Annotated in this window: 19 protein-coding genes; 1 reads left to right on the top strand and 18 read right to left on the bottom strand. The window is 68.3% G+C overall.

Going from position 1 to position 20,637, the window contains the following annotated elements:
• Positions 1–320 precede the first annotated feature (320 nt).
• From FHR84_RS18950 to FHR84_RS18930, 5 genes are all read right to left on the bottom strand, one after another.
• On the bottom strand, positions 321–974 hold the full coding sequence (locus FHR84_RS18950; protein WP_179536858.1) for a hypothetical protein: 654 nt from the start codon (positions 972–974) through the stop codon (positions 321–323).
• Between the two features lie 215 nt (positions 975–1,189).
• Entirely contained in the window at positions 1,190–3,760 is a 2,571-nt protein-coding gene (locus tag FHR84_RS18945) for an ATP-dependent Clp protease ATP-binding subunit (protein ID WP_179536857.1), read from the bottom strand.
• Between the two features lie 260 nt (positions 3,761–4,020).
• Positions 4,021–4,953, bottom strand: a complete 933-nt coding sequence (locus FHR84_RS18940; protein WP_218863259.1) for an ABC transporter ATP-binding protein — start codon at positions 4,951–4,953, stop codon at positions 4,021–4,023.
• Positions 4,950–6,056: an iron chelate uptake ABC transporter family permease subunit gene (locus FHR84_RS18935; RefSeq protein WP_179536856.1), complete on the bottom strand. Its 1,107-nt coding sequence runs from the start codon at positions 6,054–6,056 to the stop codon at positions 4,950–4,952. Before FHR84_RS18935 ends, FHR84_RS18940 begins: the two co-directional genes overlap by 4 nt.
• Complete coding sequence (locus tag FHR84_RS18930; RefSeq protein ID WP_246300772.1) at positions 6,053–7,177, bottom strand: FecCD family ABC transporter permease; 1,125 nt, start codon at positions 7,175–7,177, stop codon at positions 6,053–6,055. Before FHR84_RS18930 ends, FHR84_RS18935 begins: the two co-directional genes overlap by 4 nt.
• A gap of 125 nt (positions 7,178–7,302) precedes the next feature.
• On the opposite strand from FHR84_RS18930, the gene FHR84_RS18925 reads away from it, so the two are divergent.
• A complete protein-coding gene (locus FHR84_RS18925; protein ID WP_246300771.1) occupies positions 7,303–8,268 on the top strand; it encodes an ABC transporter substrate-binding protein in 966 nt (321 codons plus the stop codon).
• A gap of 297 nt (positions 8,269–8,565) precedes the next feature.
• Here FHR84_RS18925 and FHR84_RS18920 read toward each other — a convergent pair whose 3' ends face one another.
• The 13 genes from FHR84_RS18920 to folE all read right to left on the bottom strand — a co-directional run bounded on the left by FHR84_RS18920 (position 8,566) and on the right by folE (position 20,592).
• Positions 8,566–8,928, bottom strand: a complete 363-nt coding sequence (locus tag FHR84_RS18920) for a histone-like nucleoid-structuring protein Lsr2 (RefSeq protein ID WP_179536854.1) — start codon at positions 8,926–8,928, stop codon at positions 8,566–8,568.
• A gap of 254 nt (positions 8,929–9,182) precedes the next feature.
• Positions 9,183–10,697, bottom strand: a complete 1,515-nt coding sequence (gene lysS, locus FHR84_RS18915) for a lysine--tRNA ligase (RefSeq protein WP_179536853.1) — start codon at positions 10,695–10,697, stop codon at positions 9,183–9,185.
• A gap of 418 nt (positions 10,698–11,115) precedes the next feature.
• Entirely contained in the window at positions 11,116–11,946 is an 831-nt protein-coding gene (locus FHR84_RS18910) for a type III pantothenate kinase (RefSeq protein WP_179536852.1), read from the bottom strand.
• 72 nt (positions 11,947–12,018) lie between these two features.
• The gene (gene panD, locus FHR84_RS18905) at positions 12,019–12,453 is read right to left on the bottom strand and encodes an aspartate 1-decarboxylase (RefSeq protein ID WP_179536851.1); all 435 of its coding nucleotides are present in this window, start codon (positions 12,451–12,453) and stop codon (positions 12,019–12,021) included.
• Between the two features lie 121 nt (positions 12,454–12,574).
• Entirely contained in the window at positions 12,575–13,495 is a 921-nt protein-coding gene (gene panC, locus FHR84_RS18900; RefSeq protein WP_179536850.1) for a pantoate--beta-alanine ligase, read from the bottom strand.
• A complete protein-coding gene (locus FHR84_RS18895) occupies positions 13,492–14,445 on the bottom strand; it encodes a Rossmann-like and DUF2520 domain-containing protein (RefSeq protein WP_425489961.1) in 954 nt (317 codons plus the stop codon). The genes panC and FHR84_RS18895 overlap by 4 nt, the downstream gene beginning before the upstream one ends.
• A 246-nt stretch (positions 14,446–14,691) precedes the next feature.
• Positions 14,692–15,915 (bottom strand): PrsW family intramembrane metalloprotease, encoded by a 1,224-nt coding sequence (locus tag FHR84_RS18890; RefSeq protein ID WP_343075330.1) that lies wholly within the window; start codon positions 15,913–15,915, stop codon positions 14,692–14,694.
• Between the two features lie 64 nt (positions 15,916–15,979).
• A complete protein-coding gene (locus FHR84_RS18885) occupies positions 15,980–17,371 on the bottom strand; it encodes a DUF6779 domain-containing protein (RefSeq protein WP_179536849.1) in 1,392 nt (463 codons plus the stop codon).
• Positions 17,372–17,628: 257 nt separating this feature from the next.
• Positions 17,629–18,096 carry a DUF3180 domain-containing protein gene (locus FHR84_RS18880; RefSeq protein WP_179536848.1) on the bottom strand — a complete coding sequence of 156 codons (468 nt, stop codon included), beginning with the start codon at positions 18,094–18,096 and terminating at the stop codon, positions 17,629–17,631.
• 148 nt (positions 18,097–18,244) lie between these two features.
• Positions 18,245–18,739, bottom strand: a complete 495-nt coding sequence (gene folK / locus FHR84_RS18875) for a 2-amino-4-hydroxy-6-hydroxymethyldihydropteridine diphosphokinase (protein WP_179536847.1) — start codon at positions 18,737–18,739, stop codon at positions 18,245–18,247.
• Positions 18,736–19,128, bottom strand: coding sequence for a dihydroneopterin aldolase (gene folB, locus FHR84_RS18870; protein WP_179536846.1), 393 nt, complete (start codon positions 19,126–19,128; stop codon positions 18,736–18,738). The genes folK and folB overlap by 4 nt, the downstream gene beginning before the upstream one ends.
• Positions 19,121–19,969 carry a dihydropteroate synthase gene (gene folP / locus FHR84_RS18865; protein WP_246300770.1) on the bottom strand — a complete coding sequence of 283 codons (849 nt, stop codon included), beginning with the start codon at positions 19,967–19,969 and terminating at the stop codon, positions 19,121–19,123. The genes folB and folP overlap by 8 nt, the downstream gene beginning before the upstream one ends.
• The gene (gene folE, locus FHR84_RS18860) at positions 19,969–20,592 is read right to left on the bottom strand and encodes a GTP cyclohydrolase I FolE (RefSeq protein ID WP_179536892.1); all 624 of its coding nucleotides are present in this window, start codon (positions 20,590–20,592) and stop codon (positions 19,969–19,971) included. The genes folP and folE overlap by 1 nt, the downstream gene beginning before the upstream one ends.
• Positions 20,593–20,637: the final 45 nt, after the last annotated feature.

The following is a 20,637-nucleotide window of genomic DNA, read 5'->3' as shown; positions in this document are numbered from 1 at the left end:
CCAACACCACCACGCACAACACGCAGCCACGCCGGAGAAACCAGGCACCAGAACGAACTCAATTAACCAAACAACACCAGAAACCCTAACACCCCGAAAACACCCCCACAAAACCGGGGGCACCCCGAAGCGCCAGAATCACCGAAACCACCGACACAGAACCCGAAAACCCCACAACGATTCCCGCCGTGCCGACAACCACCACACTACCCCCACCACCCACACCCCCACACACCCACCCCCCACCACCACACAAACACCAGCACAACACGGGGTTACGCCCTCGACCCCAGAGCCGAACAATCCCGGCCGACGAAGTCCTACGACTCCGACGGCGGCCGCACTCCCGTTCCGCTCCGCCTCGAACGCCACCGGCGCAGCCACACCACCAGCCCGACGACCAACGACGAGATCAGCGCAACTCCCCCCAGGGGAACGGGCCACCCCCACCTGTCCACGATCGCGTCCACAGTGCGCCGCGTCGTGCTGGTCTCGTCGGCGAGCACGACCCCCAGCAACACCCCCGCGGCCACGAACACGACCCCCAGCAGTACGTACAGCGAACCACCGAGGCTCCCACCACGCCGATGCAGCACCCGCGCCACCTTGAGCAGCCGGACAACGCGCACGAGCTGCACCGCAGCCACCACGCGGACCAGACGCAGCACCTGGGCGGGCCCGAAGGCGAAAATCACCGCGGGAATCGTCAGCAGGGTGACCAGCACCATCCACCAGTGGGTCCGCAACCAGCGCAGCCGATTGTCGCTGGACCAGAACAGCAGAACCGACTCCCCGGTCAGAACCAGCATCGACAACCAGTTCAGCACCGAACCGACCAGCGCCACGGGGCCGTCCAGCCTGGCCAGGAACACGGCGGGAACGGATACGGCCGCGGCCGCCAGAACGGGGACGTGCAGAACCCGCCGAACCCGGCGCGCACGCTCTCCCTCCGCTTCCTCACCGCGGGATGTCACGGTTTTTATCCTGACAGACCACCCCCGGACCGCGTTCCCGAATCGGAGGTGCGCAGGAACGCGGACACCGCGGGAACCAGCGAGCGCCACCAGTGACGCGAAAAGGCCCCGCACCCCTTCCCGGGAAGGAGTGCGGGGCCTCGTGACACGGAACCCGCCAGCGGAGAAGCCGCCCGGTCCCCTCGGTGGAGAGCCGGGCGGCCCATCCGAGTGGGTCACTCCGAGGAGGCGGGGCCCTCGGACTGGTCGTCCTGGTCCGTGGAGGAACCACCGGACGATCCGGCCAGATCCACCGGCGGAGCGTCCGGCACGGTGGAGGGCTTGCTCTCGCCGCGGAAGACGAAGCGAGCTTCCTCCTCCGTGCCCTCTTCGTCCCAGCCCTCGACGTCGACGATCACGATCTGACCGGGCTCGACCTCACCGAACAAGATCTTCTCGGAGAGCTTGTCCTCGATCTCGTGCTGAATGGTGCGCCGCAGCGGCCGGGCACCCAGCACCGGGTCGAAGCCCCTCTTGGCCACCAGCTTCTTGGCCTTCGAGGTCAACTCGATGGACATGTCCTTGCTCTTGAGCGCGGTTTCCACACGCCCGATGAGCAGGTCGACCATCCGGACGATCTCTTCCTCGGTCAGCTGGTGGAAGATGATCACGTCGTCGATCCTGTTGAGGAACTCCGGACGGAAGTGCTTCTTCATCTCCTCATTGACCTTGGCCTTCATCCGCTCGTAGTTGGTCTCCTGCTCGTTACTGCCGGAGAAGCCCAACCCGACGGTCTTGGAGATGTCCGAAGTACCGAGGTTGGAGGTGAAGATCAGCACCGTGTTCTTGAAGTCGACGACACGGCCCTGGCCGTCCGTGAGCCTGCCGTCCTCCAACACCTGCAGCAGCGTGTTGTAGATCTCGTGGTGGGCCTTTTCGATCTCGTCGAACAGCACCACGGAGAACGGCTTCCGGCGGACCTTCTCGGTGAGCTGACCGCCCTCCTCGTAGCCGACGTATCCCGGGGGAGCACCGAACAGGCGCGAAGCCGTGTAGCGGTCGTGGTACTCACCCATGTCGATCTGCACGAGTGCGTTGTCATCACCGAAGAGGAACTCGGCCAGCGACTTGGACAGCTCCGTCTTCCCGACACCGGAGGGGCCGGCGAAGATGAAGGAGCCCGAAGGCCGCTGCGGATCCTTCAGCCCCGCACGGGTGCGGCGGATCGCCTGGGACACCGCCTTGACCGCGTCGTCCTGGCCGATGATCCGCTTGTGCAGCTCCTCCTCCATGCGCAGCAGCCTGGAGGTCTCCTCCTCGGTGAGGCGGAAGACGGGGATGCCGGTCCAGTTGGCCAGCACCTCGGCGATCTGCTCGTCGTCGACCTCGGCCACGACGTCCAGGTCACCGGCCTTCCACTGCGTCTCGCGCTCCTCCTTCTGCGTGATGAGCTGCTTCTCCTCGTCACGCAGGCGCGCGGCCCGCTCGAAGTCCTGACCGTCGATCGAGGACTCCTTGTCCCTGCGGACCTCGGCGATCTTCTCGTCGAACTCGCGCAGGTCCGGCGGAGCGGTCATCCGGCGGATGCGCATCCGCGCTCCGGCCTCGTCGAGCAGGTCGATCGCCTTGTCCGGCAAGTACCGGTCGTTGATGTAGCGGTCGGCCAGGCTCGCGGCCGCGGACAGCGCGGAGTCGGTGATGGACACCCTGTGGTGCGCCTCGTAGCGGTCCCGCAGTCCCTTGAGGATCTCCACGGCGTGCTCGAGCGAGGGCTCGCCGACCTGGATCGGCTGGAACCGGCGTTCGAGGGCAGCGTCCTTCTCGACGTTCTTGCGGTACTCCTCCAGCGTGGTGGCCCCGATGGTCTGCAGCTCACCGCGGGCCAGCATCGGCTTGAGGATGCTGGCCGCGTCTATCGCACCTTCGGCCGCTCCCGCACCGACGAGAGTGTGGATCTCGTCGATGAACAGGATGATGTCGCCACGCGTCTTGATCTCCTTGAGCACCTTCTTCAGGCGCTCTTCGAAGTCACCGCGGTACCGCGAACCCGCGACGAGCGAGCCGAGGTCGAGCGTGTAGAGCTGCTTCTCCTTCAGCGTCTCGGGGACCTCGCCCTTGACGATCTGCTGTGCCAGCCCCTCGACAACCGCCGTCTTGCCGACACCGGCCTCGCCGATGAGCACGGGGTTGTTCTTGGTGCGCCGGGACAGCACCTGCATGATGCGCTCGACCTCGGTGTTCCTGCCGATCACGGGGTCGAGCTTCGACTCGCGGGCACTCTGGGTGAGGTTGCGCCCGAACTGATCCAGCACCAGCGAGGAGGACGGGGTCCCCTCGCTGCGGCCACCGGCCTCGGCCGGTTCCTTGCCCTGGTAGCCGGACAGCAGCTGCAACACCTGCTGACGTACCCGGTTGAGATCCGCGCCCAGTTTGACCAGCACCTGCGCGGCGACACCCTCACCCTCACGGATCAGGCCGAGCAGGATGTGCTCGGTACCGATGTAGTTGTGCCCGAGCTGGAGCGCCTCCCTCAGCGACAGCTCCAGAACCTTCTTGGCCCTCGGGGTGAAGGGGATGTGGCCACTGGGGGCCTGCTGGCCCTGGCCGATGATCTCCTCGACCTGCTGGCGTACGCCCTCGAGGGCGATACCCAACGATTCCAGCGCCTTGGCGGCGACACCCTCACCCTCGTGGATCAGACCCAGGAGAATGTGCTCGGTGCCGATGTAGTTGTGGTTGAGCATCCTGGCCTCCTCCTGGGCCAGGACAACCACCCGCCTCGCGCGGTCGGTGAACCTCTCGAACATTCGCACTCCCTGACTGCTGCGCCGGCGGTCTCGTACCGGGCACGGCTCCTGCTCACGCCTATGCCCGCGATGGGTTCAGCACTCTGAGCTCCACTCTAGTAGCCACGGCCCGTTCAGGGCCGGTCCGGCTCACAGCCCACTTTTCGACAACGCTTCGTTCACTGTGCCTAACAGCGCGCTGAACTGCGACATTCCATTCGGAAACAAGCCGCTGCGGGGTGTCCGCCGAGCGCGAACAAGGCGGTTTCCGCACCGGAAAGTCACTCTTCCGGATCAGCGCTTTCCGCGACGGATCCCTCCGTCCCGGCCTCTCGAGAGCCGCGGCCGCCAACCGGAACCACCATGGGAGTACCCACCACCGGGTCCGGAACCACACGCGCCCTCAGGTCGAACACCTCTTCCAGCAGCCGCTCGGTCACGACCTCCTCCGGCGCCCCCTCCGCGGCGACCCGCCCGTCGACCATGGCAACCAGACGGTCCGCGTACCTGGCGGCGAAGTTGAGGTCGTGCAGCACCATGACCACGGTGCGTCCGCTCTCGGCGTGGAGCCTCCCGATCAACTCCAGCACGTCCACCTGGTGGGACAGGTCCAGGTAGGTGGTCGGTTCGTCCAGCAGCAGCAGATCCGTGTGCTGTGCCAGCGCCATGGACAGCCAGGCACGCTGCCGCTGCCCCCCGGACAGCTCGTCCACGGGACGCTCGGCCAGATCCCCGATCCCCGTCAGCTCCAGGGCCTCCGCCACTGCCGACTCGTCGTCGGAGGACCACTGACGGTACCAGGTCTGGTGCGGGTGCCTGCCCCGCGCGACCAGGTCGGCCACGCACAGCCCCTCGGGGGCCGAGGGGGTCTGCGGAAGCAGTCCGAGAGTGCGGGCGACCTCCTTCGTCGACATCCGGTGGATCCGCTTGCCGTCCAGCAGGACACTGCCGCTCCTCGGCTGGAGCAGCCTGCCCAGCGCACGCAGCAGCGTGGACTTGCCGCAACCGTTCGGACCGATCACACCGGTTATGCCCCCGTCGAGGACATCGAGGTCCAGCCCGTCGACCACGACCCGTTCCCCGTAGGCCAACGAGACGCCGCGCGCGCTCAGGCGACTGGTGGTCCCGCTGTCCGCGGAGTCCGCCCGCCCGCCTTCCGAGTTCAGCGGTTCGACGCGCTCGGAGGTCTCACTCGCGGTGTGCGCTGCGGTCATGTCCGAACCTCCCGGTACCGGTGGACGAGCAGGTAAATCAGGTAGGGCGCGCCGAGCACGGCCGTGACCACTCCCACGGGAAGCGCCAGCGAGCCGAAAACCGTGCGCGCGATCAGGTCGGCCCCGACGACCAACGTCGCGCCCAGCAGCATCGAAAGCACCAGTGGCGGTCGCGCCGTGCCCGCCAACCGGAGGGCTATCTGTGGGGTGGACAACGCCACGAAAGCGATCGGCCCCGCGGCCGCGGTCGCCAGCGAGGCGAGCACGGCGGCGCTGAGCAGCATGGCCGCGCGCGCCGTGGTCACCCGCACCCCGAGCCCGTGCATCGTGTCGTCGTCGAACTGCAGCGCTCCGAGAACGTGGCAGCCGAGCAGCGTCACGGGCACGAGGACCGCCAGGGACAGCGCGACCGGAACGACGTTCTCCCAGCCACGCGCGTTGAGACTCCCGGTGAGCCAGACCATGGCCCGTCCCGCGTCCTGCACCTCGCCCATGGTGAGCAGCCACAGCGTCGCGTTGACCATCATGGCGTTCATGCCGATGCCGACCAGCACCAGCCGGAAGGAGTCCACACCGCTCCGGTAGGACAGCAGCGCCACGAGCACACCGGTGATCAACCCGCCGAGCAGGGCGACCACGGGCAACCCCACGCTCGCGGCGAAACCGCTGATACCGCCCAGCGCTCCCCCGGTCACGATCACCGCCGAAGCGGCGGCCCCCGCTCCCGCCGTGACGCCGAGCAGGTCCGGGCTGGCCAGGGGGTTCCGCACCACGGCCTGGGTGACGGCACCGGCGAGCCCGAGCGCCGCCCCGACGAGCAGTCCCGTCAGCCCCCTGGGGAGCCGCAGTTGGAAGACCACGAGGGACTCGCCGGTGTCGCCGCCGCCGAACAGGGTGCGCAGCACTCCGACCGGGGTGATCGGGTAGTCGCCCAGGGCGAGGTCGCAGGCGAACACCACCAGCAGGGCGAGCAGGCCCGCGAACAGCACCAGCAGGGGACGGGGCCGCAGCACCGTGGAGACCGGCCCCAGCCGCAGCGGTCTGCGTCCCGGAACCCGCGTCGCGGAGGTGCGCGCGGGGGAAGTTTCCGCCAGCGCCTTCACAGTCGCATCAGCCTCCTGCGCCGCACGAGCGCGATGAAGAACGGAGCGCCGATCATCGCCAGCATCACACCGACCTGGATCTCGGAGGGCCTGGCCACGATTCGGCCGACGAGATCGGCGAGCAGGACCAGGCACGCTCCCGTCAGGGCCGCGAAGGGCAGCAACCAGCGGTGATCGGGTCCCGAGAAGTACCTGGCTATGTGCGGGACGACGAGCCCGACGAAGCTGATCGGTCCGCACAGGGCCACGGCGCTACCGACGAGCACGGCTATCGCGGCCACCCCCACCGTTCTGGTCCGCGTCACGTTGTGCCCGAGCGCGGCGGCCATGTCGTCTCCGAGCGAGAGCGCGTTCAACCCGGGCGCGCTCGCCAGCCCCAGCAGCAGTCCCAGCAGCAGGAAGGGCACCACCTGGCTGATGACGGTCATGTCGCTGATCGCGATGGAACCGACCTTCCAGAACCGGTAGACGTCCATGCTCTGCCGGTCGAGCAGCACCAGGGCCGAGGTGAGCGCCTGCAGCAGCGCGCTGATCGCCGCTCCGGCCAGCGCCAGCGCCACCGGGGTGGCTCCTCCTCTCCCGAAGGAGCCGATCGCGAACACCGCGAGGGCACTGAGCAGGGCACCACCGAAGCTGAACCACACGAATCCCAGCATTCCGGTGATTCCCAGCGTGAAAACGGCCAGCACGACGGCCAGCCCCGCTCCCTGGGTGATGCCGAGAACGCTGGGGCCCGCGATCGGGTTCCTGGTGTAGCCCTGCATCAGGGCGCCGGCCAGGCCGAGCGCCGATCCCGCGAGCACTCCCACGATCGTGCGAGGGATGCGCAAGTCGTAGACGATCACGTGGTTCTCGGTCCGCGTGGTGGACAGCAGCGCCCGCAGCACGGCGTCCGGCGATATGAGCTTGGCTCCGATGAGGATGCTCAGCACACAGCTGGCCAGTAGCAGCGTACCGAGCAGGGCGATGCCGATCAGTCTCCTGCGCCTGCGGTTGCTCAGCCGGTCCACCGGGGTTCTGGGGGAGTGCTCCGTTTCCGGAGCGGGGTCGTCCCCCTGCCGGGAACGGGACGAGCCGGTGTCCGAGTGCCGCGAGTTCCGGTCGGCCAAACTGCGACTCAAATCCCACTCCCTTGGCTCTCCGACCCTGATTCGCTTAGGTTACCCGCACTTAGGTTAGGCCCACCTAAGCCTAAACGAAACGGGGAGGGACACCGATGTCGGAAGTCACACGAACGAGACGCGATTTGCTGCGAACGGCACTGACCGCCGCGGGAACACTGCCCGTGCTCGGTCTGAGCGCGTGCGGTGGCGGATCAACCGGTTCCGGAAGCGGGGGGAGCTCCGGAGCGGACCGCACCGTCGAACACGCGATGGGAACGACCGACATCACGGGCACCCCGAAACGCGTCGTCGCACTGGACGCGAGTTTCACGAGCGCGGTCATGGCCCTGGACACCGAAGTCGTGGGATACACGACCTTCGGGGGGCGGAAGGAACTGCCCGAGTACCTGGGAGAGGACCGCCGCGAGTACGGGGACCAGGCACGCAGGGTGGGCAGTCTGAGCGAACCCGACCTGGAGAAGGTCGTAGCGACCGACCCGGACCTCATCCTCTCGGCGAAGGTCCGGCACGAAAAGCTCTACGACCAGCTCTCCGAAATCACCCCGACTGTGTTCAGCAGGACCACGGGAGGAACGTGGAAGCAGAACCTGCTGCTCACCGGCCGAGCGCTCGGCAAGGAGAAGCTGGCACGACGCAGGCTGGACGCCTACGAACAACGCGCGGAAACCGTCGGGGACAACATCCGCGCGAAGGCCGGACACAATCCGACGATGTCGATCGTCCGCTTCGCCGGGGAACCGACCGTCCGCCTGTACAGCGCGGAATCCTTCCCCGGGATCGTGCAGGACGACACCGGGCTGGCTCGCCCGCAGGGGCAGCCGACCGGCGACGGCATCGCCGTGAACCTGAGCCAGGAAAGGATCCCGGAGCTCGACGCGGAGCACATCTTCCTGAGCGTGTACCCGGACCAGGCCGGGGAGGCCTCCGAGGCCAGGAAGAAGTTCACCTCCAGCCCACTGTGGAGCAAGCTGACGGGACGAGTGCACGAGGTCGACGACCTCACCTGGATGACCTCGGTGGGGCTTCACGGAGCGCACGCCGTTCTCGACGATCTCGCCGACGCGTTCGGTGTGGACCGCGCCCGGTGAGAGGCCGCGGATCCCTGCGGCACGGCTTGCTCGGGGTGTCGGCTACCGGCACGTGAGGTGGCACCTTGCCGCGCTGGGCACCTCGAGCAGAAAGGAAGCCCCGGACGAAGTCCGGCACAGGTGTACGGGTGCGCTCCGACGTGTCGACACGCGACACCGTCCGACCGGGGCGCACCCGGCCAGCGCCGAATTCACAGCGGAACGGCCGGATGTCTACCGGCGGAACCCGAATCCCGATGACCCCCGTCCGACGGACGGCGGGCCGGGCGAACCGAGCCGTTGCTGATTTCCGGGAGTTCAGTGCGCCTTGTGGTATTCGGCCACGATGTCGGCGGGGATGCGTCCGCGGTCCGAAACCTTCATCCCGCGCTTGCGCGCCCATTCCCGAATCGCCTGGTTTTGTTCCCTGTCCGCGCTGGTGGAACCGCCCGAGGAGGCGGAGGACGAACGCGAGGAACCGGAGCGCGGTCCCGGCTTCTTCCGCCCGCCCGCACGGCGCGCACCGGCCAGATAGCCGCTCAGCGCCTCGCGCAGCTCGCTCGCATTCTCGTTGGAAAGGTCGATCGTGTAAGAGACGCCGTCCAAGGCGAACTCGACCGTTTCATCGGCTTCCCCGCCGTCCAAGTCATCCACCAGCTGGACGGTTACCTTCTGCGCCATCTTCTTCCGATCCTCCCCGGACTATTCCCTTCGGGAGACGATGCCCTCGCGCGAACCTTCGTGGAGCACAGCCCGGTTCCTTCGGAACCGGGCCAATACCGAACGGGTACCGCGAAGTAGGACTCGCTTCGGGCCCGGTATTACATCGTCACCGTTTCATTCTCATCAGCAAGGTTAGCGCAGCAAAGCCGGAGTCGCACTCACCCCGCCGAAGAAATTTTGAACTCGGCCGGGTCCCGAAGGGGCCGGATCCGTCATTCCGGTCGAACGAGGGGGAACAGTATGGTCTCCCGGATACCGAGCCCCGTCAAAGCCATCAACAAGCGGTCGATACCCATTCCCACGCCCCCGGTCGGGGGCATTCCGTACTCCAGGGCCCGGAGAAAGTCCTCGTCCACGGGCATGGCCTCCTCGTCCCCGGCCGAGGCCAACCGCGCCTGTTCCTCGAGGCGCTGCCGCTCGATTACCGGATCGACGAGCTCCGAGTAACCGGTGGCCAGTTCAAAACCGCGGACATAGAGATCCCATTTCTCCGCCATCCCCGAATGCTCGCGGTGCTGCCGGGTCAGTGGAGCCGTATCCAGCGGAAAGTCCCGCACGAATGTGGGTTCGTACAAGTGATTGCCGACCAGGTGCTCCCAGAGTTCCTCGACCAGCTTGCCGTGCCCGAAGCTCGGGTCGAGGTCGGACAAACCGACGCTTTCGGCGTGCTTACGCAGCGTTTCCACCGTGGTTTCGGGAGTGACCTCGAAACCCAGCGCCTCGGAAAGCGATCCGTACATCGGAATGTTCGCCCACTGGCCGGAAAGGTCGTACTCCGATCCGTCCGACCAAGTCACCGTCTGAGTGCCGAACAAGGACTGGGCCGCTTCCTGAATCAGCCCGCGCGTGAGCTCGGCCATCCCGTTGTAATCCGAGTAGGCCTCGTAAAACTCGAGCATCGCGAACTCCGGGGAGTGGGAAGAATCACTCCCCTCGTTGCGAAAGTTGCGGTTGATCTCGAAGACTTTCTCCATGCCGCCGACCACGCACCGCTTGAGGAACAGCTCCGGAGCGATCCTCAGGTACAGATCCATGTCCAAGGCATTCGAGTAGGTCACGAACGGCCGAGCCGCGGCACCACCCTGCAGGGTCTGCAGCATCGGTGTCTCGACCTCGAGGTAGTCGCGCCGCTCGAAGGAGTTCCGCAACGAACGCAACGTCGCCGCCCTCGTGCGCACGGTCTCGGCGGCCTGCCGCCGAACCAGCAGGTCCACGTAGCGCTGGCGTACCCGGTTCTCCTCGGTGAGTTCCTTGTGGGCGACGGGCAGCGGGCGCAGGGACTTGGCCGCCATGCGCCACTCGTCGGCCAGCACGGAAAGCTCACCGCGGCGGGAAGTGATCACCTCCCCGGCCACGAACACGTGATCCCCCAGATCGACGTCCGACTTCCACTCGGACAGCTGCTGCTGGCCGACCTCGTTGCGACTGAGCATGGCCTGCAACTCGGTACCGTCACCACCGCGCAGCGTGGCGAAACAGAGCTTGCCGGTGTTCCGCAGGAACATCACCCGCCCGGCGATGCCGACCCGATCGCCGGTCGAAGTGTCCACGGGCAGGTCCGGGTGCGCGGCCCGCACCTGGGCGAGGGAGTGCGTGATCGGCAACGCGACAGGATAGGGATCGTTTCCCTCGGAAAGCAGCCGCTGCCGCTTCTCCCTACGCACCCGCAGCTGTTCCGGCAGGTCTTCGGCTCCGTCGACGTGACTTGATTGATCCTGGTCATTCACGGTTTACCAGGGTACGGGCCCGTCCGGCGGGACACTGCGGCAGGAGGGGACGACCAGGGCCACCCCGCGCCCGGCACGCGCCCCGGTGCTCGCGCGGCTTGGGCGGGCCTCGCTCGGCCGGGCCGGCAGCAGCAGGAACTTCCGGCGAGAGGCTCCGTCCGGCGCCGGTGCTTCAACCAGTGCAGGCCGCGGAGATCCGGTGCGCGAGCCAGAAGCGTCGCAAGGCGGGGAGGGCAAGCGGCCCAACCGCTCACGCCCCGCGCTCGCCACCGGCACCGCCGGGGGTTCTCAGGCGTGGGTCTCGCGAGGACGGCCCCGAAGTTGTGCAGGCCGCTACCCGATGTCGGGGATCCCGCAGCGGGCCCCCGGCTGAGGTTCCCCCACGGGAGCACCCGAGCAAACCGAGCCGCCGACCCATTTACTCCATGTTGCGGTCGAACACCAGCCGCAACCCGAGGAGCGTCAGCTCGGGAACGTGGCACGAGATCGTGTGCGACTCGCTGATCACCAAGGGCGCCAGCCCACCCGTGGCCAGCACCGTGGTGGGCCCGCCGTGGGTTTCCTCCAGCTCGGACACGATGCTGCGGACGAGCCCGTCCACCTGGCCCGCGAACCCGAAGAGCAAGCCGGACTGCAGGCACTCGACGGTGTTCTTGCCGATGACCGAACGCGGCCTGGCCAACTCGACCTTGCGCAACTGGGCGGCACGCGACGCGAGCGCGTCCAGGGAGATCTCCACCCCCGGAGCGAAAGCCCCTCCGAGGAACTCCCCCTTCGCCGAGATGGCGTCGATGTTGGTCGAGGTGCCGAAATCCACCACGACGCAGTTCGTGGCGTACAGGTGGTGCGCGGCGAGCGTGTTGATCACCCGGTCCGCTCCCACTTCCTTGGGATTGTCGACCAGCAGCGGGACACCCGTGCGCACCCCGGGCTCAACCACGACCCGCGGAACGTCCTCCCAGTTCCTGCCGAGCATCACCCGCAGCTCGCGCAGCAGCGTGGGGACCGTGGACAACGCGGAGATACCGGTGATCTTGTCGACGTAGTCGCCGAGCAACCCGCGCATGGTGAACGCCAGCTCGTCGGCGGTCATCCTCGGTTCGGTCCGCATCCGCCAGTCCCGGACCAGCCGGGCCTGCGCCTTCGGCTTCCGCGCCGAGCCGGTTCCCCGCTCGGACTCGTCGTCGGGGGCGTCCTCGTAGAGTCCCAACACGATGTTGGTGTTGCCTACATCGATGGCGAGCAGCACCGTTGCTTCCCTTCCTTCGCTTCGACCACCGCGCGGACACCGGTGGTCGACTTCACGCCCCGAAAACGCCGCTCAGGCCGACGGGCCCGTTCCGCTCCCGGAAACGCCCGAACTGCCCAGCCCCGAACCGATCGGGGCGTGCGCGGGATCCCCCCCGGTCTCGGCGACACGGTTCTCGGAATCGACGAACAGAACCCGCGGGCGAAACGTCCGGGCCTCCGAATCGTCCATCATCCCGTACGCGATCAGAATCACCAGGTCACCGGGGTGAACCAAATGTGCCGCGGCCCCGTTGATACCGAGCACACCGGAATCCCGCTCCCCCGTGATCGCGTAGGTCTCCAGCCGCGCGCCGTTGGTCACGTCGACTATCGTGACCTGCTCACCGTCGAGCAGGTCGGCGGCCTCCATCAGCGCGGCATCTATGGTCACCGATCCGACGTAGTGCAGATCCGCCTGCGTGACGGTGGCACGGTGGATCTTGGACTTGAGCATGGTGCGAAACATCGGCACTTTCCTTCCCGAGTTCCAGGGCCCGTACCGAGGACGACCGCCCCCGGGAGGTCGGGACCCCCTTCCCGGGGCCCCGCGCTCGCCGGGCTCGTCCCCGACCCGTGGACTCCCGTCCTCACTCCGCTTCGGTCGCGCTCAGCTCGACCAGGGCGTTGTCGAGCAACCTGGTACCCCCCACCGCGGCAGCCACCAGCAACCGGGCCTCCCCCTCGTCCGGGGCCGGTCCGAGCTCGGGATCGCGCAGCTGGAGGTAGTCGACCTCCACCTCCGGTTCGGTGGCCAGCACCTCGCGCGCGGCGGCGAGCACGGCCTCCGGTCCCCGGGGACCTGCGTGCGCGCCCGCGGTCAGCGCCGCCGACAGCACCAGGGCGGCGGAGCGCTGTCGCTCGTCGAGGTAACGGTTCCGCGAGGACAGCGCCAGTCCGTCGGACTCCCGCACGATCGGCACCCCCTGGATGTCGGTGGGGAAGTTCAGTTCGCGGGCCATCCGGCGCAGCAGCACCAGCTGCTGATAGTCCTTCTCCCCGAACAGGGCCAGGTTCGGGCCGACGACGTTGAGCAGCTTGGCCACCACCGTCAGCACCCCGCCGAAGTGACCGGGCCTGCTGGCCCCCTCCAGGTCACGCCCCGGTCCCCCCGCGTCCACCGTGATCTGCGGGTCGGAACCGTAGAGCTCGTCACGCCCCGGGGAGAACACGAGTTCCACGCCCTCCCGGCCGAGCGCTTCGACATCGGAGTCGAAAGAGCGCGGATAGCTGTCGAAGTCCTCGTCCGGACCGAACTGCAGCGGGTTGACGAAGATCGAGACCACGGTCACGCTGTTCGGAACCCGACGCGCGGCGCGGACCAGCTCCAGATGCCCCTCGTGCAGGGCGCCCATCGTCGGCACCAGCACGACCTTGCGCCCGGTGGCGCGCAACGCCCGCGTCACCTTGGCGATCTGCTCGGGGTACCGGTGCACCGTGACCTCGCGCGGCGTGAAACCGGGGCCCGCGCCGACCCCCTCGGAACCGACCGAATCGTCCGGTGCGCTCATTGCCAACCCCCGTCGAGTACCTCGTTAACACCCACCGCGTCGTCCGAACGCAGCATTCCCGAACGAACGGCCCGCTCGGCCGTGCGCCTGGCCAGTTGCACGTAGCTCGCCACCGCGTCCGGCTCCGAGCTCCCGAGCACCTCGAGGTGGGCTCGCACCGTTCCGGCGTCCCCACGGGAAACCGGCCCGGTCAGCCCCCGGTCGCCGTAACGCAGCGCGTTGTCCAACGCGGCGGACAGAATGGGCCCCAGCACGCGGTCGGGAGTTTCGACCCCGGAGGAGCGCAACAGCTGGGCACACTCGTTGACCAGGGTGACCAGATGATTGGCCCCGTGAGTCAGCGCCGCGTGGTAAAGCTTCCTGGCATCTTCCGGGACCCGGACGGGCTCGGCCCCCATCTCGACCGCGAGCGCCGTGCCGACGCTGAACCCCACCTCGTCGTCCGCCCGCGCGGTAACCGCCATGCAGGCCGTACCGAGTCGCTCCAGGTCCTCGGGTTTGCCCGTGAAGGTCATGGCCGGATGCAGCGCTATCGGAAGGGCTCCCACCTCGGCCGCCGGCTCGAGCACCTCGGCACCGTGCGCCCCCGAGGTGTGCACCACTATCTGCCCGGAACGCAGCGAACCCGTCCCGACCAGTCCCCGCACCAACCCGGCCAGCGCGTCGTCCGGCACGGCGAGCAGCACCAGATCGGCCTGCTCGGCCACCTCGTCCGGGCTCCGCACCGGAACCGAGGGCAACAACTCGGCGGCTCTTGCCAACGCCGCGTCCGAGACGGCCGAAACCGCGCCTATCTCGTGGTTGACCCCGCGCAGCGCCGCGCCGAGAACGCTGCCGACACGTCCGGCCGAGATCACGCCGATTCGCAGCCTGGGACGCGCGGCACCACTGCCCCGCGGGGAATTCTCCGCCGTTCTGTCGGAACGGCTACCGTGCCGATCAGCGGACACGTCGACCAATCCTCCTACCGTTCCAGTCCCGTACCGGGTACCGGACAGCGCCGCGAGAGTAACTCCGGAAACGCCCTCGTGTGCCCACAAGGTGGTGAGAGCCACGTGACGCCGCCACGACCGCAGCGAGCGACGGTGGCGAAAAACACACGCCCGCGGGCGAGGAGGACGGCTCACCGGTGTTCTCCGGCCGAGCCGTCGGTTGGCTCGGGTCCTTCCTCGGCACTCCCGGCGCCGAAAATTCCATCACTCCTCGGAGGGCCGCCGGACGTTCATCCTGGTCAGCTCGTCCAACTTGATCCGCGCGGTCCGGATGGCCTCCTGCGATCCGCTCGCCGAACGGCGCGCCTCCTTCAGGTCCGCGATCAGCTTCTCACGGCGCTGCCTGCGCATCGCACTGGTCGTGTTCCCGCGCCGCGCGCGGTGCTGCAGAAAGGCCAGTTCCGTGACCGCTATCTGGTAGTCCTGCACCGCCTTGGCCGCCTCCGGCCCGGCGTTGCGGCGTACCTTGCGCTTCCAGCCGCGCCTTTCGGACAGACTGGCCAGCATCTCCAGCTCGCTGGGCACGATCAGCCCTGCACGCTGCAGCGCGGGCAGCTGCTGGGCCACGATGCGCTGCTCCCTCTTGCGCTGCCAGACGACCAGTCCCCCCGTCCCGAGGAACACGGGAACCATGATCACGAAATAGACGTTGAGGAAGCTCTCCCCACCGAGCGTCGTGGAGCCGTTCCACACGGCGTGCAGCAGCACCGCGGCCAGGAACCCCAGCAGTGGCCAGAACGTCCGCATCCGGGAACTGCGCGTCCTGGTGGCCAGACCGACCCCGATACCGGCCATCGTCGTGAAAAGCGGGTGCGAGAACGGGGCGAGCAGCCCTCTCAGCACGAAAACCGCGACCACGCCCCCGCTCATGTCCCCGAGCCCGGTCTGCGCGAAGGCCTTGCCGAAGTAGAAGATGTTCTCGATGAACGCGAAGCCCGCGGCGGTCAACGCCGCGTAGACGATCCCGTCCACCATGCCGTTGAACTCGGAACGGCGCCGGAACCACAGCGCGATCACGAACAACGACTTGGCGGCCTCCTCCACTATCGGGGCCGTGACCACCAGGGCGAAGTGTTCCTGGAAGGTGCCGTCGAACAGCACCTCGCCGAAGCCGGTCATCGCGTCGTTCAGCATGAAGGCGCAGGCGGTGGCGCCCCCCGCTCCCCACAGGAACGCGCCGACGAGCAGCATCGGCGGTTCGGGCTCCCAGCGGTCGATCCACACGATCGCGCCGAACACCACGGCGACCGGCAGCAGCGCCGCGAGGGCCCCGACCACAGCGGCCACGTACCCCACTCGGGCCGTGGCGATACCGAGCATGGCCAGCCCGCACATGCCGAGCAGAATCAGCCCGGCGACCGGCCAACCGACCACTCGGTGCTTGTAGGTCTGGTTCCTGCGGGCGCCCGAGATATCAGGATTGGACACGCAGGAAACGATAAGCCCCGTCTCGGAACGCCGACACCACCTACCGTTCCTTCCGGAAGGTGATTCACTCGTCCCGGCGGCGACGTCTCCTGGCCTCGTGGGAATCACCGTAGGCCGCGAGCAGGTCCTCGACCGAGGTTCCCTGCGTGTGCGCACCGGCGGCTCCGGGATGCACCGCCGCCCCGGAATTCCGGCTCCCCGGGCGTTCCTCCGCGTCTGTCACCTGGTTGGGGACAGCGTCATCCTTCTCACCCGATCGTGATTTCTCGTCCGGAGGAGCAGCCTCCGCGGAGCCCCGGTCCGGACGGCCGGTGCCGGTCGGGGGCTCGCTCCGTCCCCGCGGCACATCGGGTCGGGGCTCGGCCGGAGCCGCTGCACGAGGAGGTCGCGCTCGAGGCGGACCGCTCCGGCGCACCGCGGGAGGTTGTGCCTGAGGGCGTGCCTGGGGAAGCTCGCCCGCGGCGGGACCGCTCCGCTCCGGGACCTGTTCCGGCCCCGGAGCGGGATGTGGTGGCCGGGGGGCCGCCGCCGCGTCCGCATCGGCGGAACGCTGCGGCTCCGCGCCGGGACCGGGGCCGCGATTCGCGGACTCGCCGCTGCTCTCACCCGAGCCGGGAGGGACCGCTCGCGTCCCGCTCTGCCTGGCCACGGGATTCCGCGCGGACGCTCCGGGCGGAGATTGGGTCCCGGTTGCCTCCCCGCTGTCCGCGGCCCCGTGCACGGCACCGGTGAACCTCGGAGGCCGCTGTGGCGGAGGGCTCGGAGGCCGCTGTGGCGGAGGGCTCGGAGGCGGCTGTTGCGGGGGGGCGTTCGGGGGCGGCTGAGCCGTTCCCCGCTGCTGCGAGGGAGGAGGGGCCGGAGGACCGGGGGCAGCCGGATAAGCAGGCGGAGAAGTCGCCCTCGCGTTCGCACCGCCCTCCGGAGCGGGCCCGGCGGGAGCGTTCTGCCGCGTCGTCAACCGAGGTTCCCCGTCCCACCCACCCGAGTTCCGTGACGCCGACTCCCCGCGCGCGGCCTCCGCCGTCTCCGCTGTCGCGGCCGGAGGAGTTCTCTCCCCGCCCTGATTCGGGGGCGCGCCCCCCGAAGGCGCGGAGCGCTCCCGGGAGCGCTCGAGCAGTCGCCGCAGATCACGCAGTTCGGAACGAAGCTCGGAGATCTCCGATTCGGTTTCCTCGCGCACACGCCGGTGCGCCTCGTTCTCCGCGTCCGATTCGTGCTGCTGGCGCGCCTCGATCTCGCGCTCGAGCTCGCGCTCGTAATCACGCTGCTTCCGGCTCAACGACTCGTCGCGCTCCCGAACCCGCTCGCGCAGCCGGCTCGCCCGCAACGCGGCCAGCAGGGCCGCCCACAGCGCCGCCACGATTCCCAGCCGCAGCAGCCGGACGTCGTCGCCGAGGATCAACATCGTCGTCGCCGCGACGGCCAAGCCCGACGTGCCGACCCACAGCAACGTCACTCGACCACCTCGCGCCGGAGGCTCGGAGTCGTTCGGGGCAGCCATGCGGCCAACAGTACCCGGAATTCACGTCTTCGAAATCCGGAGGGATTTCAACGTGACAAAGTAACTACACAACGAAGTTGCATTTTTCGAGTCTCCGGAGTGATGCTCCACCTTTTCGCGCGAAAACGAATCACCGAGAACAACCGAACGAGTTCACATCGGAACGCGCACCGGGACACCGTTCCACGACGGGTCCCGCACCGGGAGGAGCGCTACTCGTCCTCCTCGCCGGTGTCCTCCTCGGGCTCGTCCGGGTTGCGCATGCACCACTCCAGCCACAACCCGGCGCCGATCAGCGCCACAGCGCTGAACAGCCCGACTACGGCAGCCGCCGTATCCGATTTCACGACCTCAACGGGCCCGTACCTCGGCAGCAGGAAGACCAGCAGAGCAACCCAGGCACCACCCATGAGCGCCCCGGCCAGCGAAGAGGCCTTGGCCAGCGCGACCACCCGAGTAGCTGTCATCGGATCGAGTGGTTCGATTCCCGGCTTGCGTTGCACCTTCGGCCGCACCACGAACGCCAGCACGACCTCCACCGACGCGACCACCAACAGGGTCGCGCCCGCGGCGAGCGGCAGCGGGGGAAGCGCACCGTAGCCCACCTGCACAGCGCCGTAGACCAACACGGCCGCGATCAGAGCCGCGGCCACGAGATCACGAATCCTGGTGTAGCCCATTCGTCCTCCGTGCCGGCACCGCCGTCGACCCGGAATCGCACCTCGGACACCGCGGAGACGGCTCACTGCCTTTGTTACGAGTTCCTGCCCGGAAACGAGCCACGGTCCGTGTGTCCGCCCCGACGCGCACCGGTCCGGAAAACCGCCATCAGTCCGGACTCAGGTCCCGATACCTGCGCACCCCGGCCACCTCTTCGTCCGGAAGCCGCCCGCGCAGTTCGGACACCTTCCCGTGCCCGGGAAGAACCGCCTCCGGCTCCACCTCGGCCCAGGGAATCAGCACGGTCGCCCGCTCGGGCGTTCCGGGGTGCGGCAGCAGCAGTTCAGGATCGTTGCTGCGCACGTCGTCCACAGTGACCACGTCCACGTCCAGTGTGCGCGGTCCCCAACGCTGCTTCCTCGTGCGCTCGGCCTCCTGCTCGAGCCGCTGCCCCCGACGCAACCAGTCCCACTCGTCGAAGTCGGAAGAGCTCACGACGAGCACCGCGTTGAGGAAATCGGGCTGGTCCGTGACCCCCCACGGCGCCGTCTCGTACACCGAGGAAGCCGCGACCAGCACATCGGAAAAACCGCGTGCCGCCAGTCTCAAGTACCCGAGGCGGTCACCGACGTTCGACCCCAGCGAGAGCACCGCCCGACTCATGCCGAAGCCGCCTTCGCCCCGCGCCCACCGCGCCGCGAACGGCGGATGGTCACCGAGACGTCGTCGAAGGTGAGCGGGATCGGCGCAGCGGGTTTGTGAATCGTGACCTCCGCGGCGTGCGGCCTGCCGTCGGCCATGACGTCGTCGGCGATCTCCGCCGCGACGGTCTCGACCAGGTCACGAGCCGGACCGGCGACCACGGCCGCGGCGCGTTCGGCCAGTACCCCGTAGTGCAGGGTCCGGTTCACATCGTCGTCGGCGGCGGCTTCGTCGAGGTCCACCCAGACGGTGATGTCCACGACGAACTCCTGCCCCTCCTGCTTCTCCCGCTCGAACACCCCGTGGTAGCCGAACGACCGCAAACCGGTGACGGCGATCCGGTCAGCCAAAGTCCTCACCTCCGCGTTGCCAGGCAGCGGTGACCCGCACCGCGTCCAGGGAGCCGACCACGTCGTGCACCCGCACCGCCCAGGCACCGCGTTCCGCGGCCAGCGCGGAAACCGTGGCGGTGGCCACGTCACGTTCGGGTGCGGGACGCGGTGCCCCCTCGGAATCGGCCAGCAGGCCGCCGAGGAAGCGCTTGCGGGAGGCTCCCACGAGCACCGAAGGCCCCATCCCCAGGAAGGTTTCCAGGTTGTGCAGCAGCTGCCAGTCGTGCTCGCCGGTCTTGGCGAAGCCGAGTCCCGGATCCAGCACGAGCGCGTCCTCCGAAACCCCGGCGTCCAGGGCGGCTTCCACGCGCGCGGACAACTCGGCGCGCACCTCGGAGACCACGTCCTCGTAAACCGCCAGGGAGTTCATCTCCCGGCTGTGCCCCCGCCAGTGCATGAGCACCCAGGGCACCCCCGCGTCGGCTACCGCCCCGGCCATCTCCGGGTCGGCCAGTCCGCCGGAAACGTCGTTGACCAGACCGGCCCCCGCACGTACGGCAGCGGTCGCCACCTCGGCACGCGTCGTATCCACGCTGACCGGAACCCCGGCACGGCTCAGCTCGCGAATCACCGGAAGAACCCGCTCCGACTCCACGTCGGCGGCGACCCGCTCGGACCCGGGACGGGTGGATTCCCCACCCACGTCGACGATGTCGGCGCCCTGCTCCCGCAACCGCCTCCCGTGAGCCACGGCGGCCTCGTGGTCCAGGTAGCGCCCACCGTCGGAAAAGGAGTTGTGCGTAACGTTCAGCACGCCCATGACCAGGCAGCGGGACGCTTCCGGTAGCCCAGCGGCCATTACTTCCCCCGAATCAATGACAGTGCCTCGGAGCGGGACGAAGCCGAGGACCGGAACACTCCGCGCACCGCCGAAGTGGTGGTGACCGAACCCGCCTTGCGCACCCCGCGCATCCCCATGCAGAGGTGCTCGGCCTCCACCACGACGATCACTCCACGCGGTTCCAGCTTGCGTGTGAGCGCGTCGGCGATCTGCGAAGTCAACCGCTCCTGTACCTGCGGACGCTTCGCGTAGAGGTCGACCAACCGCCCGAGCTTGGACAAGCCGGTCACCCGGCCCTGGTCATTCGGGATGTAACCGATGTGGGCCATGCCGTGGAAAGGCAGCAGATGATGCTCGCACTGGGAGTACATCGGGATGTCACGAACCAGTACGAGCTCCTCGTGGGACTCGTCGAAAGTCCGGTCCAGCACCTCGTCCGGGTCGGTGTAGAGCCCGGTGAACAGTTCCTCGTAAGCGCGAGCGACTCTCTCCGGAGTTTCCCGCAGCCCCTCACGATCGGGGTCCTCCCCCGCGGCCAACAGCAGTTCGCGGATCGCCGCTGCCGCTCTGGGCCTGTCGAACCTTTGATCAACGAACTCGGCGGGGTCGGAGCCGAACTCGGCGTCCGGCCCCACCGGCACGCTTTCACCTGTCACGTGTCGTTCCCTCCACAGCGGCGCGGCATC

This window comes from Actinopolyspora biskrensis (assembly GCF_013408175.1).
Classification (GTDB): domain Bacteria; phylum Actinomycetota; class Actinomycetes; order Mycobacteriales; family Pseudonocardiaceae; genus Actinopolyspora; species Actinopolyspora biskrensis.
Note: the sequence above shows the minus strand (reverse complement) of the source record. Positions and strands in the feature narration are given on the sequence as shown.